Source organism: Pirellula sp. SH-Sr6A (assembly GCF_001610875.1).
Taxonomy (GTDB): domain Bacteria; phylum Planctomycetota; class Planctomycetia; order Pirellulales; family Pirellulaceae; genus JBKCUI01.
Genome location: NZ_CP011272.1, coordinates 2,336,846 through 2,357,824, shown reverse-complemented (window position 1 = coordinate 2,357,824; position 20,979 = coordinate 2,336,846). Strand labels below are relative to the sequence as shown.

At 53.4% G+C, this 20,979-nt stretch carries 11 protein-coding genes; 7 read left to right on the top strand and 4 right to left on the bottom strand.

What is annotated here, in order from left to right; translation table 11 throughout:
• Position 1 precedes the first annotated feature (1 nt).
• The 3 genes from VN12_RS09225 to VN12_RS25760 all read left to right on the top strand — a co-directional run bounded on the left by VN12_RS09225 (position 2) and on the right by VN12_RS25760 (position 5,243).
• Positions 2–2,683 carry a BatD family protein gene (locus VN12_RS09225; protein WP_146676547.1) on the top strand — a complete coding sequence of 894 codons (2,682 nt, stop codon included), beginning with the start codon at positions 2–4 and terminating at the stop codon, positions 2,681–2,683.
• Positions 2,647–4,965, top strand: a complete 2,319-nt coding sequence (locus tag VN12_RS09220; RefSeq protein WP_146676546.1) for a sulfatase-like hydrolase/transferase — start codon at positions 2,647–2,649, stop codon at positions 4,963–4,965. The genes VN12_RS09225 and VN12_RS09220 overlap by 37 nt, the downstream gene beginning before the upstream one ends.
• A gap of 140 nt (positions 4,966–5,105) precedes the next feature.
• Positions 5,106–5,243, top strand: coding sequence for a hypothetical protein (locus VN12_RS25760; RefSeq protein WP_205855238.1), 138 nt, complete (start codon positions 5,106–5,108; stop codon positions 5,241–5,243).
• A 250-nt stretch (positions 5,244–5,493) separates the two neighbouring features.
• Here the strand turns inward: VN12_RS25760 and VN12_RS09215 are convergent, their stop codons facing one another.
• From VN12_RS09215 to topA, 3 genes are all read right to left on the bottom strand, one after another.
• Positions 5,494–6,408: a DUF1559 domain-containing protein gene (locus VN12_RS09215; protein WP_240491375.1), complete on the bottom strand. Its 915-nt coding sequence runs from the start codon at positions 6,406–6,408 to the stop codon at positions 5,494–5,496.
• Positions 6,383–7,378 carry a hypothetical protein gene (locus VN12_RS25755; protein WP_168164308.1) on the bottom strand — a complete coding sequence of 332 codons (996 nt, stop codon included), beginning with the start codon at positions 7,376–7,378 and terminating at the stop codon, positions 6,383–6,385. Before VN12_RS25755 ends, VN12_RS09215 begins: the two co-directional genes overlap by 26 nt.
• 197 nt (positions 7,379–7,575) lie before the next feature.
• The gene (topA, locus tag VN12_RS09210; RefSeq protein WP_146676544.1) at positions 7,576–10,299 is read right to left on the bottom strand and encodes a type I DNA topoisomerase; all 2,724 of its coding nucleotides are present in this window, start codon (positions 10,297–10,299) and stop codon (positions 7,576–7,578) included.
• Between the two features lie 295 nt (positions 10,300–10,594).
• Here topA and VN12_RS09205 point away from each other — a divergent pair, with 295 nt between their 5' ends.
• The 3 genes from VN12_RS09205 to VN12_RS09195 all read left to right on the top strand — a co-directional run bounded on the left by VN12_RS09205 (position 10,595) and on the right by VN12_RS09195 (position 15,244).
• Entirely contained in the window at positions 10,595–13,075 is a 2,481-nt protein-coding gene (locus VN12_RS09205) for a hypothetical protein (protein WP_146676543.1), read from the top strand.
• 14 nt (positions 13,076–13,089) lie between these two features.
• Positions 13,090–14,538: a glucose-6-phosphate dehydrogenase gene (zwf, locus tag VN12_RS09200; RefSeq protein WP_146676542.1), complete on the top strand. Its 1,449-nt coding sequence runs from the start codon at positions 13,090–13,092 to the stop codon at positions 14,536–14,538.
• A gap of 142 nt (positions 14,539–14,680) precedes the next feature.
• The gene (locus VN12_RS09195; RefSeq protein WP_240491374.1) at positions 14,681–15,244 is read left to right on the top strand and encodes a hypothetical protein; all 564 of its coding nucleotides are present in this window, start codon (positions 14,681–14,683) and stop codon (positions 15,242–15,244) included.
• An 88-nt stretch (positions 15,245–15,332) separates the two neighbouring features.
• Here VN12_RS09195 and tsaE read toward each other — a convergent pair whose 3' ends face one another.
• Positions 15,333–15,839 carry a tRNA (adenosine(37)-N6)-threonylcarbamoyltransferase complex ATPase subunit type 1 TsaE gene (tsaE, locus tag VN12_RS09190; RefSeq protein ID WP_146676540.1) on the bottom strand — a complete coding sequence of 169 codons (507 nt, stop codon included), beginning with the start codon at positions 15,837–15,839 and terminating at the stop codon, positions 15,333–15,335.
• Positions 15,840–16,018: 179 nt separating this feature from the next.
• Between tsaE and VN12_RS09185 the strand changes: the two genes are divergently transcribed.
• Positions 16,019–18,148 (top strand): hypothetical protein, encoded by a 2,130-nt coding sequence (locus VN12_RS09185; protein WP_146676539.1) that lies wholly within the window; start codon positions 16,019–16,021, stop codon positions 18,146–18,148.
• Positions 18,149–20,979: the final 2,831 nt, after the last annotated feature.

The following is a 20,979-nucleotide window of genomic DNA, read 5'->3' as shown; positions in this document are numbered from 1 at the left end:
CATGATTCGAATCCCAATTTCGATACTTACCTTCCTGTTTGTGGCCATCTGCGTCGGAACCGTCGCTGCGCAACAGCAACCGAGTATCCATGTTGACACCGATGCTGACGAGGTGTTCGTCGGAGAGTCCCTCACGTTGCGAATATCGCTCAACAATATGGACGGAGTGGCAGCTCCAAAATTGGATTCCCTCCAAGAAGATTTCACTACGGAATTGATTTCCGAGAGGCCGTTGAATCAATCGTCGACGACCATCATCAACGGGAGGGTGATGCAGCGCAATCTTTATCGTGTCGACTTTGACTACCAACTGACTCCCAAGCGGAAGGGGAGCCTCACCGTCCCGTCCATCTCCGTCGAATTTGAGGGGAAGCAGTACCGCAGCGAGCCGATAGAGATCCGCGTCTTGGAGCCTGCGCCTCAGGATTATGTATTTCTGGAGACCAATGTTTCGAAGACTCGCGTTTATCCGACGGAGAAGTTTGATGTAACACTTCGAATTTTGGTACGTGGTATTCCTGACTGGGAAGGAGATCCCGTTCGACCCCTCGCCAGGCGTCCACCGCGACTGAGTATCCCCTGGGTGGAGACGCCTGACGGACTGAAGGGACCGGATCAAAGCCAATGGCTGCAAACGTTGCTATCGGACCGAAATTATGGGTTCACAATCAATGGGATTCGCACATCGGGAACGTTTCTCTTCGACGGTCCGCAGCTAGCTCTGTTCGATCTATTGACAGGTAAGACCAAAAAGAAGATCGAGTCGGGCGAAGAGCACGAGTTTTTCGTCTACGAGATAACGAAATCGATGCGGGCCAATATGCCTGGTCGTTACACGTTTGGTCCCGCGATGGTGAAAGGGACGTTTGCCGTCGCACGCGAAGAGGAGAGGCTCATAGCCAAGCAAATTGCAGCGAACTCTCCCTCAGTACAGATCGAAGTGATGGAGGTTCCAACACCCCGGCCCACGAATTACTTCGGTGGGATAGGTGACTACAACCTCTACACCGCATTGTCGACGAGCAAGTGCCGAGTGGGGGATCCTATCACTCTCAAGCTGACTATCGCATCGGCGGAGAGCAGCTTGGAACCGGTGTTTGCACCGAAGTTGACGAATATTCCCTTTGTGGCCGATTCGTTTGAGATCATCGACGACTCGCCGATTGGCCAAACGGAAGGGAATAAAAAGGTGTTTGAGTATTCGCTGCGTCCGAAGAAAAAGATGGATGCCATTCCGCCGCTAGTTTTCCAAACATTCGATCCCGGCAGTGAAACCTTTAAGGATGTACTTGGCAATGCAATGACGATCGACGTCGAGGAGGGGGCCGCGATGAATCTTACCAGTCCTCCCTCGAGCAACCATGACTCCCTACACGAGGAACGATCGGACTCGGTCGACATTACGTCTGGCACGATTCAGTCGCGTCCTGTAGTTGAAAATATTCTGCGGAGCGAGCATTGGATGGCTGCGGTTGCGATCAGTTGGTTCGGCTCACTGGGTGTTCTGGCGATTGCGCTATTCCGTCGGTCAATCCGAGCGCGATCCGAAAAGCGAAGGGGGGCATTAGAACTACGCATTCAAAACCAGATGCGAGAAATTGTTGAAGCTTTTCGGAGGGGGGATACCGATTGGGCATGCAAACGGATGCATCAGAGTTTTGCTGAGATTATGGCCCATTCACCGAATGGTCCGGTCGAGGGAATGACGACTCGTGACATCGTCGAGAGCGCGGAGAGGTGCGGGGTTTCCGGTGAGCTCTTGGACTCCTTGCGAGACTTCCTCTTCAAGCTTGACTCGCGTCGGTTCAGTCCGGCTACGGAGTTCGAGGATTCCCAGCTTCTGTCCAAGGCGAGCGAGGTTCAAAAATCACTTTTGGAACATTTGTCCCGAATGAGTTTGGGAGAGAATAAGCGATTCGCGTTCGGAAAACTTGCAATGTTCTGGGGCGTATTCCTCGTGACGGGGGGATCTACCGCTATGGCGGACACGATGGAATCATCTTGGAAACCACTGTTGGAGCAATTTGCTCAAATCACTGCGGTAGAAGATTTTCGTAGCTTGGCGACTGCGATGGAGATGTTGTGCCGCCAGGGCGAGCCCAACGCGAATGCATATTTCCATCAGGGAAACGCTTGGTTCCGAGCGGGCGAGTTTGGGCGAGCCATTCATGCGTATCAGATCGCAAATCGCATCGCTCCCGGTGACGAAGCTATCCTAAGCAACTTGGAAATTGCCCGTGAATCTGCCCCGGCGAAAGGGAGTGTCCTCGAGTCTTCGTTCGGCTTGGGGAGATGGTTTCGTATTCCACTGACTTGGTATTGGGAACGCAACCTTGCAGCCATCGCGTGGATCCTAGCGGGACCGGTGTTTGCGTGGAGTTGTCTTTTTTCGAGACGGGGGCCATTGCTGGCAAGTATCGGCGCGATGTGCCTCGGTTCTTGTTTAGGATTGCATGCGTGGATGGAATCTCCCGATCGCTACGCATGGACGAACGGAGTGGTCGTTCGCGAGACCCAACTTTTTGAAGGAATGAGCGAGAGGTCAAAAGAAGCTGGCAGTCGTCCCCTTGGCGAGGGAGTGGAGTTTGAGGTATTGATACAAACGCCGAGCTGGGTGTTAGGACGATTCCCGGAGCGGGGAGAAGGATGGGTCAGAAGCCAGAACGTCCGGACGGGTCGGTAAAGCTCCCCAACCGCGACGCAGTTTACACGGACTGCGGCACCAGAATCGATTGGGACTTTTCTGCACGTCACCACGCGCTCGACTCGAAAAGCGACTGGATTTGGCTTGTGCGATTCTCGTTTCACTTCGGGGGGAGGAGTGGACAGGGGAGCGTCTGGTTGTCGGATAGGCAACCTTCAGCGATACTGGCGGTTCGGCTCGCGACAAGATGCCGAGCGATGCTGGATGCCAAACTGGCGAAGTATTCCATGGAGTATCAACAAGTGATTGCTCGATTCCTGCGTGTGTCGATTTGGTTCTTCGGAGTAGTGTTAGCGATGAGTCCGAGTTGGGTCTGGGGTGAGTCCCGTCCCAATTTTGTCTTCATTTACACCGACGATCAAAGATGGGATGCATTGGGTGTTGTTCAGCGCGAGCAAGGGGAAAAAGGGAGATTCCCATGGCTGGAGTCACCCAATCTCGACAGACTGGCTGCGGATGGAGTCCGATTCCGAAACGCTTTTGTTGTCTTGGGATTATGTGCGCCGAGTCGCGCTGCTTTTTTGACGGGGCGATATGGCCACAGGAACGGAGTCATCGATAACCACACTCCCTTTCCAGAGAGTAGCGTCACCCATGCGACCCTACTGAGATCAGCTGGATACAAGACAGGCTACGTCGGGAAGTGGCACATGGGTTCTCAGAGCGGGCAACGACCAGGATTTGATTATTCGGCAAGCTTTGTCGGCCAAGGTGTGTACTTCAACTGTCCCTTCGAGATCAATGGTGAGAAGCAAGCGACGAACGGATGGGTCGATGACGTTTCGACCGAGTATGCGTTGGGGTTCATCGAGAACAACAAGTCACAACCCTTCTCGTTAGTGCTCGGTTACAAGACTTGTCATGGTCCATTCACTCCGCCGGAACGACACGAAGATACCTACGGCGAGGCAACGGCGAGGGTTGTACCGAATCTTGCTACCCCTGCGATTTATCGTCCCGTCGGGGACCAACGCGCAGGGAAGAACCAAGTTAGAGTGGATCCGGATCAAAAGACGGTGAAGACCAATCTTAGAATGTTTCGTGGATTGCGCGCCATCGACGAGAACGTGGGGAAGATCTTGGATAAGCTGGATCGTTTGGGGCTCAGCGAAAACACCGTCGTCGTATACAGCAGTGACAACGGATACTATCTAGGAGAGCATGGTTTGGGAGATAAACGCTCCGCTTACGAAGAAGCGATGAGAGTTCCCATGATTGTCCGTTATCCGAAGATGGTATCGCGAGGATCCATTCGCGATGAATTGGTTTTGAATATCGATTTGGCCCCAACCTTTCTGGAATTAGCTGGGGTCAAAATCCCCGACGACATGCAAGGTAAGAGTTGGAAGCCGCTGCTCTCCAGCAAACCGGATGCGACCGACTGGCGAAAATCCTTCTTCTACAATTACTTTCTGGAACGGCCATTTGGTACTCCTAGTGCTACGGCTGTACGCACGGCGAACGCAAAATTGATCAAGTATCCCGGGCATGAGGAATGGACCGAGTTGTTTGATTTGAGCAATGATCCTTATGAGACCAAGAATCTGATTGATGACGCGAAGGCCAGTGCGTTGCGTCAGCAGTTAGAGGAGGAATATCGACAACAGGTCGAGGCGATCGGCTTTCATGTACCTCGTTATGCGGACGAGAATTTGCCACCGGAACCAGCACGAAATTCCCCTGCTAGATCCAATGTCAATCGTTGGGTCATCGATTTGGACCTGAACGATGCCAAAGCGGCAAATGAGTCCATGGTCAAAAAATCCAAGATCAAGTTTGGGGTGGGAAGAGATGGAAAGCAGGTTGGTATTTTCGATGGTGCAGCGATCATCGAAGTGGGCAACTCACAGGTTCTTGATCCAAGTTTTAGTCCATTGGAGATTGAAGTCGTTTTGTGGGCAGACAAAGACGGAGTTGTGATCGCTCACGGTGGTCAATCGTTGGGATACGTGTTAGCGATTGCAGACGGGAAGCCACTGGTTGGTTACAGGAGTGCTGCGGGGCTCAAAACGGTTCGGGGAGGCGAGTCGATTATCGGGAAGTGGGCGAAAGTAACTGCCAAAGTAACGAACGATAAGCGTTTGCAGCTCTACGTGGACGGTCGATTGGAGTCGGAGACTGCGATGGAGGAGTTGATATTTAAACAACCCAATGATGGGATGCAGATCGGCGCCGATACCGGCAGTCAAGTCATGGAGAAAGATGTCGGAAAATATCAAGGAAAGATCGAAGCGATCCGGTTGTTCATGGGGCAGCGTTAAGGCTTGGTTTGCAATCTTGTGCGATCCAACTGGAGTGCCCCACAACCACTTCGGATTTTGGACAGGCATGGTTACCAAGCGACCGAACCGGTTACGGGGAGGGGGATTGAGTACGAGTCTTTAAAATGGATCGGTTCGAGATGTTTTTGTTCGATCAGGCTGCGCAATGGCTCGGTGATTATCTGTTTGCATTCAGTGGCGAATTAGCCGCGGAGGGGGGCGGAGGATTGTGGAGTGAGAACCGAGTTGTCATGGATGATGCGATTCAGTCCTCATAACTTGAGTCCGCACTTTCATTTCGAATTAGCACCATTCGTCTTCCCTCCGCGCTTCTCCGCAATCTCCGCGGTTAAATCTCCTTCGGCGGATTGGCATAGACTTGATGCAATGAGTTTTTGCGCGCCAAGGCGCAAAGCTCGCCAAGGGGATAAAGCGACAGTCTCGTTGTATGTCTCTGAAGGCGTGGTCCGTGTACCGGTCGCGTGATTGGGGCAACAATCGGTAGGATACGTAATCCAGATCTGATCACTATTCGGGTGTTGTTTCTCCACCTGCGCGGCTGCATAGCGCACGCAAGATTTGTTCGTCGGCCGAATAAGGCATCCACGCAACGGAGCCATCGAGCTTCGCAAAGTTCACTCCGCTTCCGTGGTAGCTCCAGGGGTGAAATTGGCTGCAAAAATCTGTGGCCGCACCTGCGCCGAACCAACTTTTCAGGCACTCTCTCGACGGATAAGAATCAGACAAGGTGTCAAGACGTTCAAACAGCCCAATCGACTCGTGTCCGTACTCTTGCGAACCCAACCATGCACCAACAAGCGGGCGTGTGGAAAGACCTCGTTCGCTGACAGCCAGCGTGTGGCTAAGGCCATCGGTGATCTGATTGAGCCGAAGCGGCGTCCCTGAAGGCCATCCTCCGAAGTCACTTGGAAAAGCACCGTCATTCAAAATGAGGGATTGTCCCACGACGCCAACGTAATTCGTCGGTGCGAAAAGCCTCCCTGAATGGACATGGTAGTGCAGCCGATTTGCATTCCGATCGGAAGGACATTGGAATGCAGACAAGATGGTCGTCGTACCCGCTAAGCCGTCCCATTGAATTCCATCGTCGATTTGCCTCTGAATTGTTTGGTAGAGGGACATCTGTTCCATTTCTGGGAGCACTTCGGAATGCCAATGAACCAACCCAGCAAACCGCCCGCGACGCATCGGCAAGTGCTTTACCCTCGTCTCGTGCGCCAGGATGCCCAAGCCAAGTTGCCGAACTCGATTACTACAATCTCTTGTTCGGCTAGCCTCTCTTGCTGCTTGCACTGCAGGAAGCAGCAATGTTAATAACAACAAAATGATGATAAGGACTAAAAGCAGCTCAATGAGGGTGTAACCCCGTGATTTATTCCAGTTCCTAGCCAAAACATCACTTCGAACTTTTTCGATATACATAGATGAAAAGTAGCATCGCTGCAAAAAACGAAAGTACGACCACGAATCTTTCGAAATAGCTCTCATCGGACGCCGGCAGCATTTGCAAATCAGGTTCGGGTACCCCGTAATAGGAAGTAAAAAACTGATCGCTCGTGACCTCTGCTTTGGCCGGCGGCGTCTCGGTCCATTCCAGCGTAGCCTTCGAGATGCGACTCGCGTCGTCATGGCTCACGTCGATGATGAGGCATTTGCGAGGGACAGGAATCGAATCGATATAAGCGAACTCGAGCACTTTAAAAGTGGAATGAACCTGTGACGATCGAGTTCTCATCTCATAGATCAGTCCCGATTCGTCCGCGATCATCATCAAATCTGAACCGTCTGGAAGCCAGTCTTTGAATAGGACTTCCATCATCTTTGTTTCCTGGTTCCACTTCGACTCTGATTTTTCCCCTGATTGATTCCATTCCATGTAACGCGATGTGAAAAGCGGGCCGCCAAAGGAAAAGTACATGCCAAACATCTCACGCCGCTGAATATCGATCATCCAATTGGATTTGACCTTGGAGAAGTGCGATAAGCCGAACGGGGAGCGAGGCAAGCGGTGGAGAGCATCCCAAGTGTTTGGTTTGCTTCGTGATCCCGCTTTCGAGTTTAATACTGCGTTGTAACTATTGTTTTGAAGATAAACATAGACATCACCGCCGGGAAAAAACTTGATTGTGTACGAACCACTTTGATCGCTCGCAAGATAGCTCTCGACTAGCAACGTTTGGGAATTGGCTTTGTTCACCACAATCGTTTGCCGAGAGCATTGGATGAATCGACCGCTTTCATGCTGAAGAAAGGTCGAGATGACGCTTGCCTGTCTCGATTGCATTGCCAAGATCGCATCTCCAATATCCTCCCCGTTTGTTGAGGAATGGGAGTCTTGAAACAGCCCGAGCAGAAAAAGAAGCGTCCATGCGAAAACGATAAGGAATGCCATGGCGTGAAATACCTACGCGCTGCCCTCATTCGACCCCTTCGACGCATTGGACCTATTAGGGTGTGAGCGTGCTCGTGAGGAGTAGCAATGTATGCAAGAACCCAATCCCGTCCACGACGCGAGTCGTGAAGGATTCATGGACGTAGAAACGAACGGACTTCAGGTTCGAATGGATACGGCCGAGCTTGGAGCTCAGTTCACTCGTCAGGAGTTACTTTTTTCTTCGTCGCTTTCGCTTTCTTCGTGGCAGTCTTTTTCGCTGCCTTGGTACCCTTGGACGTCGTTGCTTTTTTGGTCGCTTTCTTTGCGGTCTTTTTCGACGTCTTCTTTTTCTTCGAACCGCCTGCTGCAGCTCGGGCTGCTAAGAGCTCCACCGCTTGTTCGAACGTCAAGTCATCCCCGCTTTGATCCTTTGGCAGGGATGCGTTGGTTTCGCCATCGGTCACATAAAGTCCGTAACGGCCATCGCGCAGTTCGATCTTCTTACCCGTCACGGGGGATTCATCGAGCTGTTTCAACGGTGCTGCGGCGACACCGCGCCCTCGACCGGGTGCTTTGGGCTGAGCGAGGATGGCCAATGCTTCGTCGAGTGTGATTTCGAGGAGATTCGAACCGGCGGGGAGGGACCGGGAGTCGGAACCGTGTTTGAGGAACGGACCGAATCGACCTTGGGTCGCTATCACAGGCTCGCCATCTTCTGGGTGAGGGCCCAAATCGCGAGGGAGCGACAAGAGTTTAACGGCCGTCGCCAAATCTAATGTTTCGACGGTCATGCCTCGCAGGAGGGATGCATTCTTCTTCTCTTCGTCGTCGGCAGCCCCCATCTGTACGTAAGGCCCGAAACGGCCTTGTTTGATATAGATCGGCTTTTGCGTCTCGGGATGAATGCCGAGCGGCTCTTCGCTTTGCTGTTGTTTGGCGAGCAGTTCTTCCGCTTTGTCCAACGTGAGTTCATCGGGAGCCATGTCGTCGGGCAAGCTCGCGCGCTGGTCCCCCCGTTCGATATAAGGACCATACCTACCGACGCGAACCACGATGGGGTTGTCGATCGATAAATCGGATGGGAGGGGATAGGAGCAAGCCGTTCGCGGATCGATTTCCGCAACCTTTTGTTCCAGCAACGGTTTTAGGCCGATACCGCCGGGAGCAAGTTTTTCTAGGACTTGATCGCTACCAAAGTAAAACTCTTGAAGGTAGGCGAGATTCTCTCGTTCGTTTCGGCTGATTTGATCGAGATAGTCCTCCATCTCTGCCGTGAACTGGTAGTCCACGAGGGAGCTGAAATGTTCTTCCATCAATCGAATGACGGCGAACGCAGTCCAGCTCGGAACCAGTGCATTTCCTTTTTTGAACACATAGTCGCGCCGAAGGATGGTGTCGATGATCGATGCGTAGGTACTAGGACGGCCGATGCCCCGTTCTTCCAGTGCTTGCGTCAAGGACGCTTCGGTAAACCTCGCAGGAGGTTGAGTGGTGTGCGAAAGGGACTCGAGGTCCAAAATCTTCAGCAGATCTTCGGGCCGCATATCCGGAAGCAATTTTTCTCGCTCGGCCAGTTCGGCTGCTGGGTCATCGCTACCTTCCACGTAGGCCCGGAGAAAGCCTTCGAATTCGATGGAGGTTCCGGTGGCTTGGAAAATCGCGTCATCCGCTGCGATGGTAACAACAACGCGTTTTTTGCGAGCGTCCGCCATTTGGGATGCGATGGTTCGCTTCCAAATCAATTCAAAGAGACGGAACTGGTCGTAGCTCAACTCTCGCCTCAGAGCATCGGGAAGTTGAAATGGGTGCCCGGCGGGACGAATGGCTTCGTGAGCTTCCTGGGCATTTTTTACTTTTGTCGCGTAGGTGCGTTCCGAGGAATAGAGGAATCGTTCCCCGTATTGCGAACGAACCAATTCGCGGGCAGCGTTGACGGCTTCTTTCGAAAGGGTCGTCGAGTCGGTACGCATGTAGGTGATGTAACCGTTCTCGTACAAACTCTGGGCGAGTCGCATGGTATCTTTCGCAGTGAACCCGAGTTTTCGGTTCGCTTCCTGCTGCATCGTGCTCGTGGTGAAGGGAGCTTTGGGACGTTCGGTGTAAGGTTTCACCTCCACATTGAGGACTTGAAACTCGGTACCCATCAAGCGGTTTTTGAGAGCTTCGGCATCCTTCTCATCGAGGAGGAGCATTTGCGGATCTTTGATCTTCCCGGTCGCCGGATCGAAATCTTTTCCGCTAGGAATTTTGCGACCCGCGACACTCACCAGGGAGGCCGAAAATTTTTCCTGCATGCGCGTCTGCAGTGCGGCTTCCAAATCGAAGTAAGTCGCGGAGTGGAAGGCCATGCGTTCTCGCTCACGTTCGACGATGAGTCGGACCGCGACGCTTTGAACGCGACCCGCAGACAGGCCGGGGCGAACTTTTTTCCACAGCAGTGGAGAGATATCGTAGCCGTAGAGGCGATCCAGGATACGGCGTGTTTCTTGGGCTTTTACCAAGCCTTCATCGATATTTCGAGTCGACTTCAGCGCGTTTTGTATCGCTTCTTTGGTGATCTCATGAAACACCATGCGATGCACAGGGACTTTGGGTTTGAGCACCTCTTTCAAGTGCCACGAGATCGCTTCCCCTTCGCGGTCCTCGTCCGTCGCGAGATAGAGGGCTTGGGCATCTTTGAGAGCCGACTTCAGGTGCGTGATGTGCTTCTTTTTGTCCGAGGGGACGACATAAAGGGGCTCGAATCCTTGGTCGACATTTACCCCGAGCGATGCCCAGGACTGCGATTTGAATTCGGCGGGCACTTCCTTTGCCCCACCCGGTAGATCCCGAATGTGACCGATGGAAGCCTCGACCTGGAATGCACTACCTAAATACTTGGAGATCGTTTTCGCCTTGGCCGGAGACTCAACGATGACGAGCGATTTCTTTTCACTCATTTGCTATCCAAGGAATTCAAGTGGCAGGAAGATAAAAATATCGACTCGATCAAGATTAGGTGATCGAACGGAAACGAACCGGGACGAGTCAGGCACACGATCTATGGAGACTATGTATAGCGTGCTTTCGTAACAGCTAAGCGGTTTTGGCCCAAACCAGGAGGGTTTGTCAAGCCCCAGATCGATTGTTTGCAGTGCAATTGCATCAACCGGTGGAAACCCTACAATCCAGCGGACTCCGCGAAAACGTTGGAGTGGATGCAGGTTCGGAGCTACGCAAAGGATATCCTCGGGTATGGCAAGTCCATTCGAAATTTTCAGAAAGAACCAACGGCTATGGATGGCTGGGGCGGTCCTCGTCGCGATCATGTCCTTCGTTGTCGCTCCCATGCTGGAGTATTTCAGCGGTGCTCGAGGTGGCGCATCGGGGAGCAATCCCGTCATCGCTTCCTGGAATGGGGGCGTGATTCGACAGAATCAAGTCGCCATGGACGAAGGGGACTTGGTCCTGGCCAACCGATTCCTTGGCGAATTGGCGCGGGCCGTGATGGAAAAAGGTGGTATCCCTGCGGTGCCCGGGTTTCAACCCGAAGCCGGATCGCTTGGAATCACGCAACTCAATACGTCTCCCGAGGAAGTTATCCTCTTTCGTCGTTTGATGCTCTCGGAGGCTGCACGCCACGGCATCCAGTTCGACGACAAGGCGGCCAAACTCTTCCTGCAACGATTCGTCGATGGAAAACTGAATGGAAGCGAAATCCAGGCAATCATGGTCAAGTCGACCGAACGACGGTTGACCATGCCGCAGTTTTCTCGCTTCATCAAGGATGAGCTAGCATTCCAAGAGATGGAGCGATTGACGTCGTCGGGATTGTTTTTCCAAGACGTCCGGGATTCCCGATTAGTGGGATTCCCCGCTCTCTCCACCCCCAGCAAGAATTGGCGCGAGTATTTGCGACTCAACCAAACCGCCAAGATCAAAGCGTACCCAGTCAACGTGCGGGATTACTTGGATAAAGTCGAAGCGACTCCGAGCGACAAGCAGTTGAAAGATCTTTACGAAGCGGGCCGCAATATCATTCGAACCGCGGGGATGCTCGATTCCCAGCCCGCCTTCATGCTTCCTGCCACAGCGGACATCGAGTTCGCGTCGATCGACTTGGAAAAGGTGATTGCGGACGAGATGGCCAAAATCTCGGACGATGTTTTGCGAGCCGAGTACGAAACTCGCGTCAAAGCCAATCAATTCCGAGTCCCTATCGAGCCTGAAAACAAGGTTGAGCCCATGGGATTGCCTCCGGCAGCCGGCACATTGCCTGCCGCCAATCCGCCCGTAACCGAGCCAGCGCCCGCGCCGTCAACCGAAACTCCCGCCCCCACGACGGAGCCCGTCAAACCCGCTGAAACGCCCGTTCCACTAGCGGAAACGCCCGTCACGGAGCCACCTGTGTCGAGCGAAAACAAGCCGACGGAGCCCGCTGGCGAGCCACCAAAACCACCTGTGTTGGATAATCCCGGTGAGGGAAGCGGCGAAACGCAAAGTCGATTGGACAGGGAGCTAGGGACTGTTCGTTTGGTTTCGTTCCAAGAAGAAAAGCCGCAGTCCGATGTTGCTCCCGCGCCGGCTCCAGTGGAGCCAGCGACAGAATCCGCACAGGCAGAGCCTGCCCCGGCAGACGCCAAACCCGCCGACGTCGTTCCACCGACTCCGGCCACAGAAGGAAACGGTGCGGCCCTCACGCTTGGAGACAAACCGGATGCAGCTCCGCAAGATCCAGCCAGCCCAGCGGTCCCAGCCGTCACACCGATGCGAACACAGACCTTTGAGGAAGTGAAGAGCCAGATCGCGAGAGAGATGGCTTCCGCAACGGCGACGAAAATCATCGACGACAAATTTGAGCAGATCTACAGCGCGATGCGCATCTACCAGGCGGAGCTGGCAACTTACAAGAACCAGCAGGATCAGCCGGGAGGGGACAAGCTGGAGGCTCCCGTCAAACCGGATCTCAATGCCTTGGCCAAAGAACATGGGTTGGATTACGGCACGACCGGCGTCGTGAATTCCGAGTCCATCGCCTTGATGCCTATCGGTCGATCGACGGTAAGTTTGGGAGGCCAATCGCAGGCCATCCCTGTGTCCCGATTTGTCGAAGCCGTCTCGGGGCTTGGAGAAGCTTACAACCCGCTCTTGTCCGTCGCCCTCGCGGGCCAATCGACCTTGCGATTCGTTTTCTGGAAGACCGACTTAGAGCTTCCTTCCACACCGAGCTTTGAATCGGCGAAGGAAAACGTTGCAGCCGTTTGGAAAGTGCAAGAAGCGCAAAAGCTAGCGGAATCCAAGGCAAAGGAGATTGCGGGACGGGTCGGTGCCGGTCAGATCGAAGACGCTTTAACAAGCGACATCGAGAAGAAGCTCGTCGTGGAGCCTTCTCCGTTTACAGCGATGAATCGAATGTTTTTGATGTTCATGCAGCTTCGGATGAGCGGTGCAGACGAAGTCAGTCAAATCGATCAATTGCAGCCGGTGGACATGGCCTTTATGGAGACCGTTTTTGCAGCCAAGCCAGGGGACGCCGTCGTCGCTCCCGATAGGCAGCGGACCGTCTATTACGTGGTGAAGCTCATCGAAACCGCGCCTCCCACGGAAGAATTGCTAGCTAATTTTCAACGAGCTCCTACCGAAGGAGTCTCCGCGTTGGTCTCGCGTGGCAATCAGCAATCGATTCAATCCATGCAGATGAATATTGAAAGCCGGCTCGGATTCCGAAGATACTAACAAATCGAAGTACCATGTCCTACACGATGGTTATTTTTGGGGCGTCTGGTGACCTTACCAGCCGCAAGCTGATACCGGCACTTTACCGCCAGTTCCAGCGTGGCAAACTCCCCAAACCAACGAGGATTGTCGGTGTTGCTCGCAGCCCGTTTACTTCGGAGCAATGGCGGACTCAATTGACGGAGTCGACCGCCAAGTATGTCAAAGGAGACTTTCACGCGGACGTCTGGAACGCCTTCGCGGAGAACATCCATTACCATCCTGGTGACATTGGCAACGACGACGACTTTCGCAAGATCGGAGCGTTTCTCAACGAGATCGAAGGGAGTATTGCCACCGATCGCGTCTATTACTTGTCCACGATGCCGCAGCTTTATGCGACGGCGATCGCGCAGCTCGGCAAAGCGGGGTTGAATACGGAAGAGAATGGCCGCCGGCGGGTCGTTATCGAAAAGCCATTTGGTACGGACCTGTCGACCGCTCGCCAGTTAAACGACTCGATTCACCAAACCTTTCGCGAAGATCAGATCTATCGGATCGACCACTATCTCGGAAAGGAGACGGTTCAAAACATGTTGGTATTGCGTTTTGGCAACACCATCTTTGAGCCGCTTTGGAATCGCAACTATATCGACCACGTTCAGATCACGGTTGCCGAAGAAGTCAAGGTAGGACGCCGCGGTGATTACTACGACAAGTCGGGTATCCTTCGCGATATGTTTCAGAACCATATCTTGCAACTGATGATGGTCACGGCCATGGAAGCGCCGGTGCGTTACACGGGCGAGTTTGTGCGCGATGAGAAAGTCAAAGTGTTGCAAGCCGTGAGGCCTTACCGGGGCAGCGATTTCGCCGAGAATGGCGTGCGTGGTCAATACATCGGTTATTGCGACGAAGAAGGGATCCCGGACGACAGCCAGACCGAGACGTTCGCTGTTTTAAAGCTTTATGTTGATAATTGGCGTTGGCGGGGTGTTCCGTTCTATTTGCGAAGCGGCAAAGCGATGTCGTGTAGAACGACGCAAATCGTTATCCAGTTTCGCGAGCCCCCCCATATGCTCTTCGGGGAGTCCAAATCGTGTCGCCCTGAGGCCGATCGGTTAGTAATTCAGATCCAGCCTGCGGAGGGAATGCAGTTGCATTTCCAATCGAAGGTTCCGGACTCCGATATGAAGCTCCGGTTGAGCGAGTTGGATTTCCGATTCGATTCCAGTGGCAAAGAGCTTCCCGATGCGTATCAGCGGCTTTTGTTGGATGCGTTGGTCGGGGATCCGGGATTGTTTGCTCGAAGTGATGAAGTCGAGCAGGCTTGGCGGATCATCGATCCCATCATCGCAGCTTGGAAGAGCCCTGCGGCACCTACGCTCCACCTCTACGAACCAAGTATGTGGGGACCTACTCCCTCGGCCGAATGGATGGCGGAGCAAGGTCGCAATTGGTTTGACGTTTGCCCCATCATCTAGCAAGTTCGCTAGCAAATGGAATTTTAGGAAATTCCGTTGTAGACGGAAAAACCCGCAAGTTTTAACACCTGGCAGGCCGAAACTCATCTTGTCCGACGAATAGATCGTCTCCGACTCGACAAGGGTTTTATCGATGTCCTGCATGCGTATTCAAAAGATTGTTAGCCTAACGCTACTTGCGGTCATGAGTTCTCAGGTGGGATGTCTCTCCCTGTCGAACATGGGGTTAGGGCCCTTTGGCGTGCCCGTGCCAGTGAGCCCCTACTTTCAAGACAACGAGGAAATGCAATTCCACGTTCACGAGCGTTACGCTCGGGTTCCTATCATGGGGCCTTTGACACAAGGTGGCCCGGTTGCTGCCATCGATCCTCCTAGCGATGACGAAGTCATCCACGCGTTGGAGCGAGCCCGACCTATCCGGGGTGGTGTACCTTTCCTTTACGAAAAGCAACGCAACCGCGTACGCATCGTCAAGGAGAAGATCGCCGACTATATCGACGATCCACGCTTTGTGCCTCTTATCGGTTTCGCCCAGTTGCACCACGCACACTACAAGTGCACGGTCTACTTTGAAGAGCGAACCATCAACGGATGGCCAGTCCCCTACACTCTCGAAGATAAAGAGTCCGTGGAAGTCGTGTACATCGACCACAACCACTTCCACATGTGCGGTGATCCTGATACCGGAGCATCGAGTCCTTACTAAACCGAGCGGGATGTCGGCAAGGACCCGTCGAGAATCTACAAGAGACAGCATGGCAAACCTGCCATGCTGTTTTCGTTTTTAGGGCCATTTAACAAGGCGTTGGGTCGGTTGGAATTCCGAGCAATTTTGCCCAAGCCTGGCACACCGATCCAGCCCTTTTTCCATGGGCGTCGACGGTGACGATGCGTCGGTTGGGATCCGATGGATCGAGGCTCCACTGGAGGTGTATCCAGTTCTTCGGCATCCGTTCGAGAAAGCGGTCCGCCCATTCCACGATGGTGACGGCGGGGGCCTCGAAGAATTCTTCGATCCCCAATTCCAGCAGTTCGTCTTCGTCCGCGACGCGGTAGAGATCCAAATGGTAGATCTTCGGTGACGTCGCAATCTCCTTGACCAGCACGAAGGTCGGGCTGCTCACCTCGATCTCGCTTCCACCCAGCGATTGTGCGAAGAAACGAGTCCATTGCGTCTTGCCAGCCCCTAGCGTGCCGGAGAGTCCGAAGGTGAGAGGGACTTCCAAGCATGCTTTGGCAGCGGCGGCGAATCGTTCGCAATCCGCGAGACTGAAAAGTTCCAATTGAAAAATGCGGGTCATGGCAAATGGGGAACGGGAAGGGAAGAATCACCAGAAGCTTGGTCATGGGCACTTAACCGGAAAACTGGTACACTGACCGGCCTGGATAGGAGGCGTCAGACGGGCGCCATCCCACGGACTTGCCGCGGTTTGCGGCCCCTTTATCACTACGAGCTCATCAATTACCGATTGGATCGCCAATGAGTAGCCTGGACCAGTATAGCTACTGCCCTTGTGGCAACGGAAAGAAGATCAAGTTTTGCAAGTGCAATCAACACTTGGCAGAAATGGAAAAAATCCATCGCATGATCGTTGGCGAGCAGAACGTGGCTGCGTTGGATCGCATCAACGCAGATTTGAAGACAATGCCTTCGGAGCCTTGGTTGTTGGCGATGAAGTGCGAATTGCTTCTCCAGCTTCGCGAATTGGAATCTCTGGAAGAGACATCTGCCAAGTTCATTCGGTTGCAGCCCGATAACCCGTTGGCCAAGCTCTACCGCTCTCTGCTCGCGGTGATTCGCGGGAACACCGAAGAGGGAGCGACGCTGCTCCTCCAGGCGATTGGCGATTCGACGGAAGTTTTGCCACCGATGACAGCGACCGTCGCGCTCAACTTGCTCGAAACCATGGCCCAACGAGGCCTGGCGCTCCCGGCTTTGTTGCATGCCGAGATGCTGATGGATATGGGGGACGAAATCGCTCGATTCGGTTACCAAGCTCACGGGTCGTTGGCGGGTCAAACCAATACAAATATTTTATCGCGTGAGTCTCTCCCGTCTGCGGTTGATGCCGAGTCGGAACCTTACGGCGAAAGGTTGGCCGAAGCGGTCGCTCTCATTTCGTCCTACCGCGTTTCGGCAGGGAAGACCAAGCTGGAGTCGATGCTCCGCGAGTTTGGCCAACAGCCTGCTATCTTGCAGCAATTGCTCTACTGCCATTTGATGCTTTCCGATGCGGACAGCGCTGGTGCCGCTTGCCGAAAGCTGGCCTCCTTGGAAGCGTTGCCCGAACCGCAACGGATTTATTACCAAGCGCTCGCTTATGAGTTGACACCACGAGCAGCGGGTGTGGGCATCGCGGAAGAGCTTTGCCAATACGAGATCGAAGCAGGTGCGGAGCTGGAAGAGAAGATGCTCAGCAGCCCGCACTTGGTCCCGGTTCCTGTGGAGCAGCTCAAAGGTTTGTTGTCTGCCCTGCTTCAAGAAGAAGTTCCTCCCAAGTCTTGTTTCGTTTGCGTCGCCCCAGTGCTGCGCGAGCAATTCGGCGAGCTTGAGGCGAGCCGAACCGGTTCCTGGCTTGCCTTCTATGGCAAACAAACCGATAAGCCCGCGCGATTGGTAACGATGGAGCCGCCGCCGAGCGCTCGACGTGAGTTGCTGGAGCAGGTCAAGCAAGAGTTGGGGCTGACCGGCCTCACGCGAGTCTTGATTCAGAAGCTTCCGACTTCGTATTTGTCGCAGGTCTCTGCATCGATCATTGTGAAGCATCAAGTACCGGCAGAACGCTCGGTTGCTTTCCGCGATGCAACCCGACAATTGGTCTTGGATGCGTTCCTCGATTACCCTCTCGAGTGCATTGGCGAGCAGTCGCCTCGGCAAGCGTCCACGGATCCTAAGCAGCGGATCGCCTTGTTGGCCTTGTTACTGCATTGGCAAGGATCGGGATCCTCCGGATTGAACAATACCCTGTTCCAAGAGTTGCACCATCAGCTTCATTTGACGCAGCCGTCGCTCCAAGCTTCGACAGACGTCTTTGACCAAGTCGGCGGGGCAGCTTATTTTTGGACCGATCTCAAGTCGATCGATCCAGACAGTTTGATCCAGCTGATGCAGTCTGCATTGACTCGAGGTGTGGCTTCGGTCAGCGAAGACTTGGTCCAAGCCAGCGAGCGAATGCAGTGGCCGGATAATCTCAAGTCGTCGGCAGAGTATACCCTTCTCAATTTGAAGGCGCAGTTGGCGACGGATCCGAACGAGGCGGAGAAGTTGTTGCTCCGCATTTCGGAGTTGGCCAAAGAACTTGGTGTTCCCTTGGGCAATGCTGTCTTGGAGCGAGTCGAAATACTCAACAGTTTAGGTCGAGGAGCGGAGGGACGCATATTCCTGGAGAAGTCCCTGCGTGAGAATCCAGAGGACCCTGTCCTCCTTCAGTTCTTGCAAATGGCGATGATGCGCGAGCAGCAAATGCGTGAGCGAACAGGAAGTCTCGGCGGCGGCGAGCCATCGATCTCCCCAAGTTCGAGCAGTGGATCGGGACTATGGACTCCGGATCAACCGGCCGAAAGCGACTCCTCGGGTGGTGGCAGCAAGCTTTGGATTCCCGGCCAGTAAAGATTCATCCCATCCTGGAGTCATTCGAGTCCGCTTTTACCAACTTCCCGCTTTAGCAGCTTTCGCAGAGGGAACTCTGTGAGCCTGACTGCAGTAGGTTTTTCGATCAAGCCGGTGTCTTGCAACAACGCAACACACCGGCTTTTTTCGCATCATCGATGACAAATCGATTCTAACTCCGCGGAACTCCGCCCCCTCCGCGGTTGATTCACCACTGAATTCAATCCATAGCAGCAAGATTGATAAGCTCTTAAAAGTGTCGTAGACGGGACGCGTCACCAATCCGTTCCTGTATTCCCATTGCGAGCTTTGCGCCTTGGCGAGCCACTTCTTCCTGCCGGCAGTTTCTCGCAAAGGCGCTAAGCTCGCACCAATCCAGAACCCAGAGCTTTCTCGCTAAAGCGCTAAGCTCGCAATGGGAGAAAAGGGGATGAAGAGAGGGGATCGTGATGTGTGACGAGCTTTAAAAAGTGATCTGAAGCCAGTCCGATGAAGTTCGCAATTCATTCGATTCCCTCCATCTCTTGTCCCCCATCCTTACCAACTTTGCACCTTGGCGCGCAACTTCCCCCCCCAGGCACCAAGAAGAAGTTTCTCGCAAAGGCGCTAAGGCCCAAAGAAAAGAACCAAACGCAAGAGGAGGCGAACATTCGGCAAACGCATTGGAAGGCACGCATCATCAACAACGACTCGGTATCAACTCCGCGATCCTCCGCCCCCTCTGCGGTTGATTCACGACTGCATTCAAACAACCGCAGTAAGATTGATTATCTCTGGGATGGGGTCTGGTTGGGTGGCATTACCAATCCGCCGAAGAGGGGTTAACCGCGGAGATCGCGGAGAGACGCGGAGGTAAGACGAATGGTGCTAATCCGGAATGAAGGTGCAGACTAAAGTTTTGAGGATTGAGTCGCATCATCCATCAATTGCCTCCGTCTTCGGAATGGTTCAAACGCTGGTCTATCCGATGCCCTGGTGCCAACACTGCGGTCAAACATTGCGATCGCGTCATGCCGCACAGTGCTTCAAATGCGGTTCGGACCGGCACGAAACATGACAAATGTGCCACAGATCATTTCCGGCAACCTTCAATCGGCTAGACTATCGTGAACACTCCGCCAACGCTGAACTCAAACCGGCGGATAACAAAGCCGTGCACACGGAGCACGGCTTGCATGGTTTCACAATTGGAAAGTCGTCTCTCCGTGCCCGGTGACGGCTGGCGTTTGTCGATTCCCTAATTTTGCAATTGAGGACGGAAAATGAAATCAATTGATGGTAAAAAACTATGGGGCGCGTTGACTTCGGTGGCAACATTTGGATTCGCATTTTGGGTTCTCGTCTCGGCTGTACACCTGAACTCAACAACGCTTCAATCCATTGATGGGCCGTTGAATGGAACCCAATTGGCAGCGCTCCAACTCAGTACGTTACTTACTGCAACTTCGGCAGCTATTTTCATGGTCTCGCTAGTCACTGCGATTTCGCTGATTATCAATCGACGCAGTTGCGATTGTCCATCACGTGGTTGCAGTTGAATCAGAATACAGACGAGCAAAAAATTTGTAGCGAAGTGCTCGGTCAGGCGTTCTGATCGGCGTGGAAATTTCTCCTCGAACTCGCTGAATTTGGCCGTTCTGTTGTCAGATACAGCGTGCACACAACCATGACAACTTCCGAGCATCACGGTTTCAATGCTTGTCTGACTGACTACCTTCGTGTCGTGTTCTGCAAATGCCCGCGATGTGCCAACCGCGCTGTAATACACGCTGAGTCACGCTATGCGATCCCGTGGCGCCCAACCAACGTCAGATTCACGTGTCCGTCATGCGCGTTTCACCACGACTGGCCGATCCCAACTTGGGAATCCGATTTCGCCAACTTCGTTCTCGCCAACTTACGCGAACCGTACTTCGGTTACACAATATGGGCGGTCGGCCAAATCGGTAACAACGTATTGGCAATACTGAATCATCAGCATGCAAACGATTTGTCTGCATTTGTGATCCTCAAAGATCGACCACGACCTCAAAGCTCGAAATGGTCAATGGTAAACAGACTTCCCAAATGGGTATTGCTCGGAAAGAATCGAGAGAAAGTGATTGGGCTGATTTCCGAACTCCGAGCGTTGCTCCCCTAAAAGACAACAGAACAGTCGGTTCAACCGTGTCGTTCTGGCTGCCGTGCTCGTGCTCAGTCGCGTAGCGACGGTGCTCGTAATCGTAATCGGAACCAGCCTGATGACTGCGCAATCTTTTGACCACGAACGACTCGACGTTTATCGACTTTCGATCGATACCGTTGCTCGGTCATTCGAGGCGGCGCAACGTACGATGCCGAGATCGATTACGATAACGAGCACCGCTGCGTTGAGCAAGAGCACGAATCTCAGACCGAAGAAATGCCAGAACCATGGGATGCAACGGAGCGGCGGTGGTGAGCGTTCTCGTGAGCTCAGCGTCAATTCCCGCCGCCCGCTGATCCTTTTCGTTACGTGCAAAAGGTGACGATGAAGTTCAGACTACGTTCGCTATTGATCGCTACCGCCTTAATTGCGCACTTTTGCGCTAAGCAATCGTGGACGGACCGCCTTTGCGCTGACGGTTCAATACCCTTGGAAACCGTGATTCCCTTCGTAATCCAAACAGAGTTTGATGACGGAGAATATTCACATCGACGGACCTACGTTGGAGCATTGGGGCACTACAAACTTGTATCGACTTCCGCATCTTCGATTCATTACTCAGGAACGAGATATTGCTACGTACCAAAACTCTACGAGATCGACGGTGCCCAACTGGATGTGATGATAAGAGGTAACGGGACTGGAT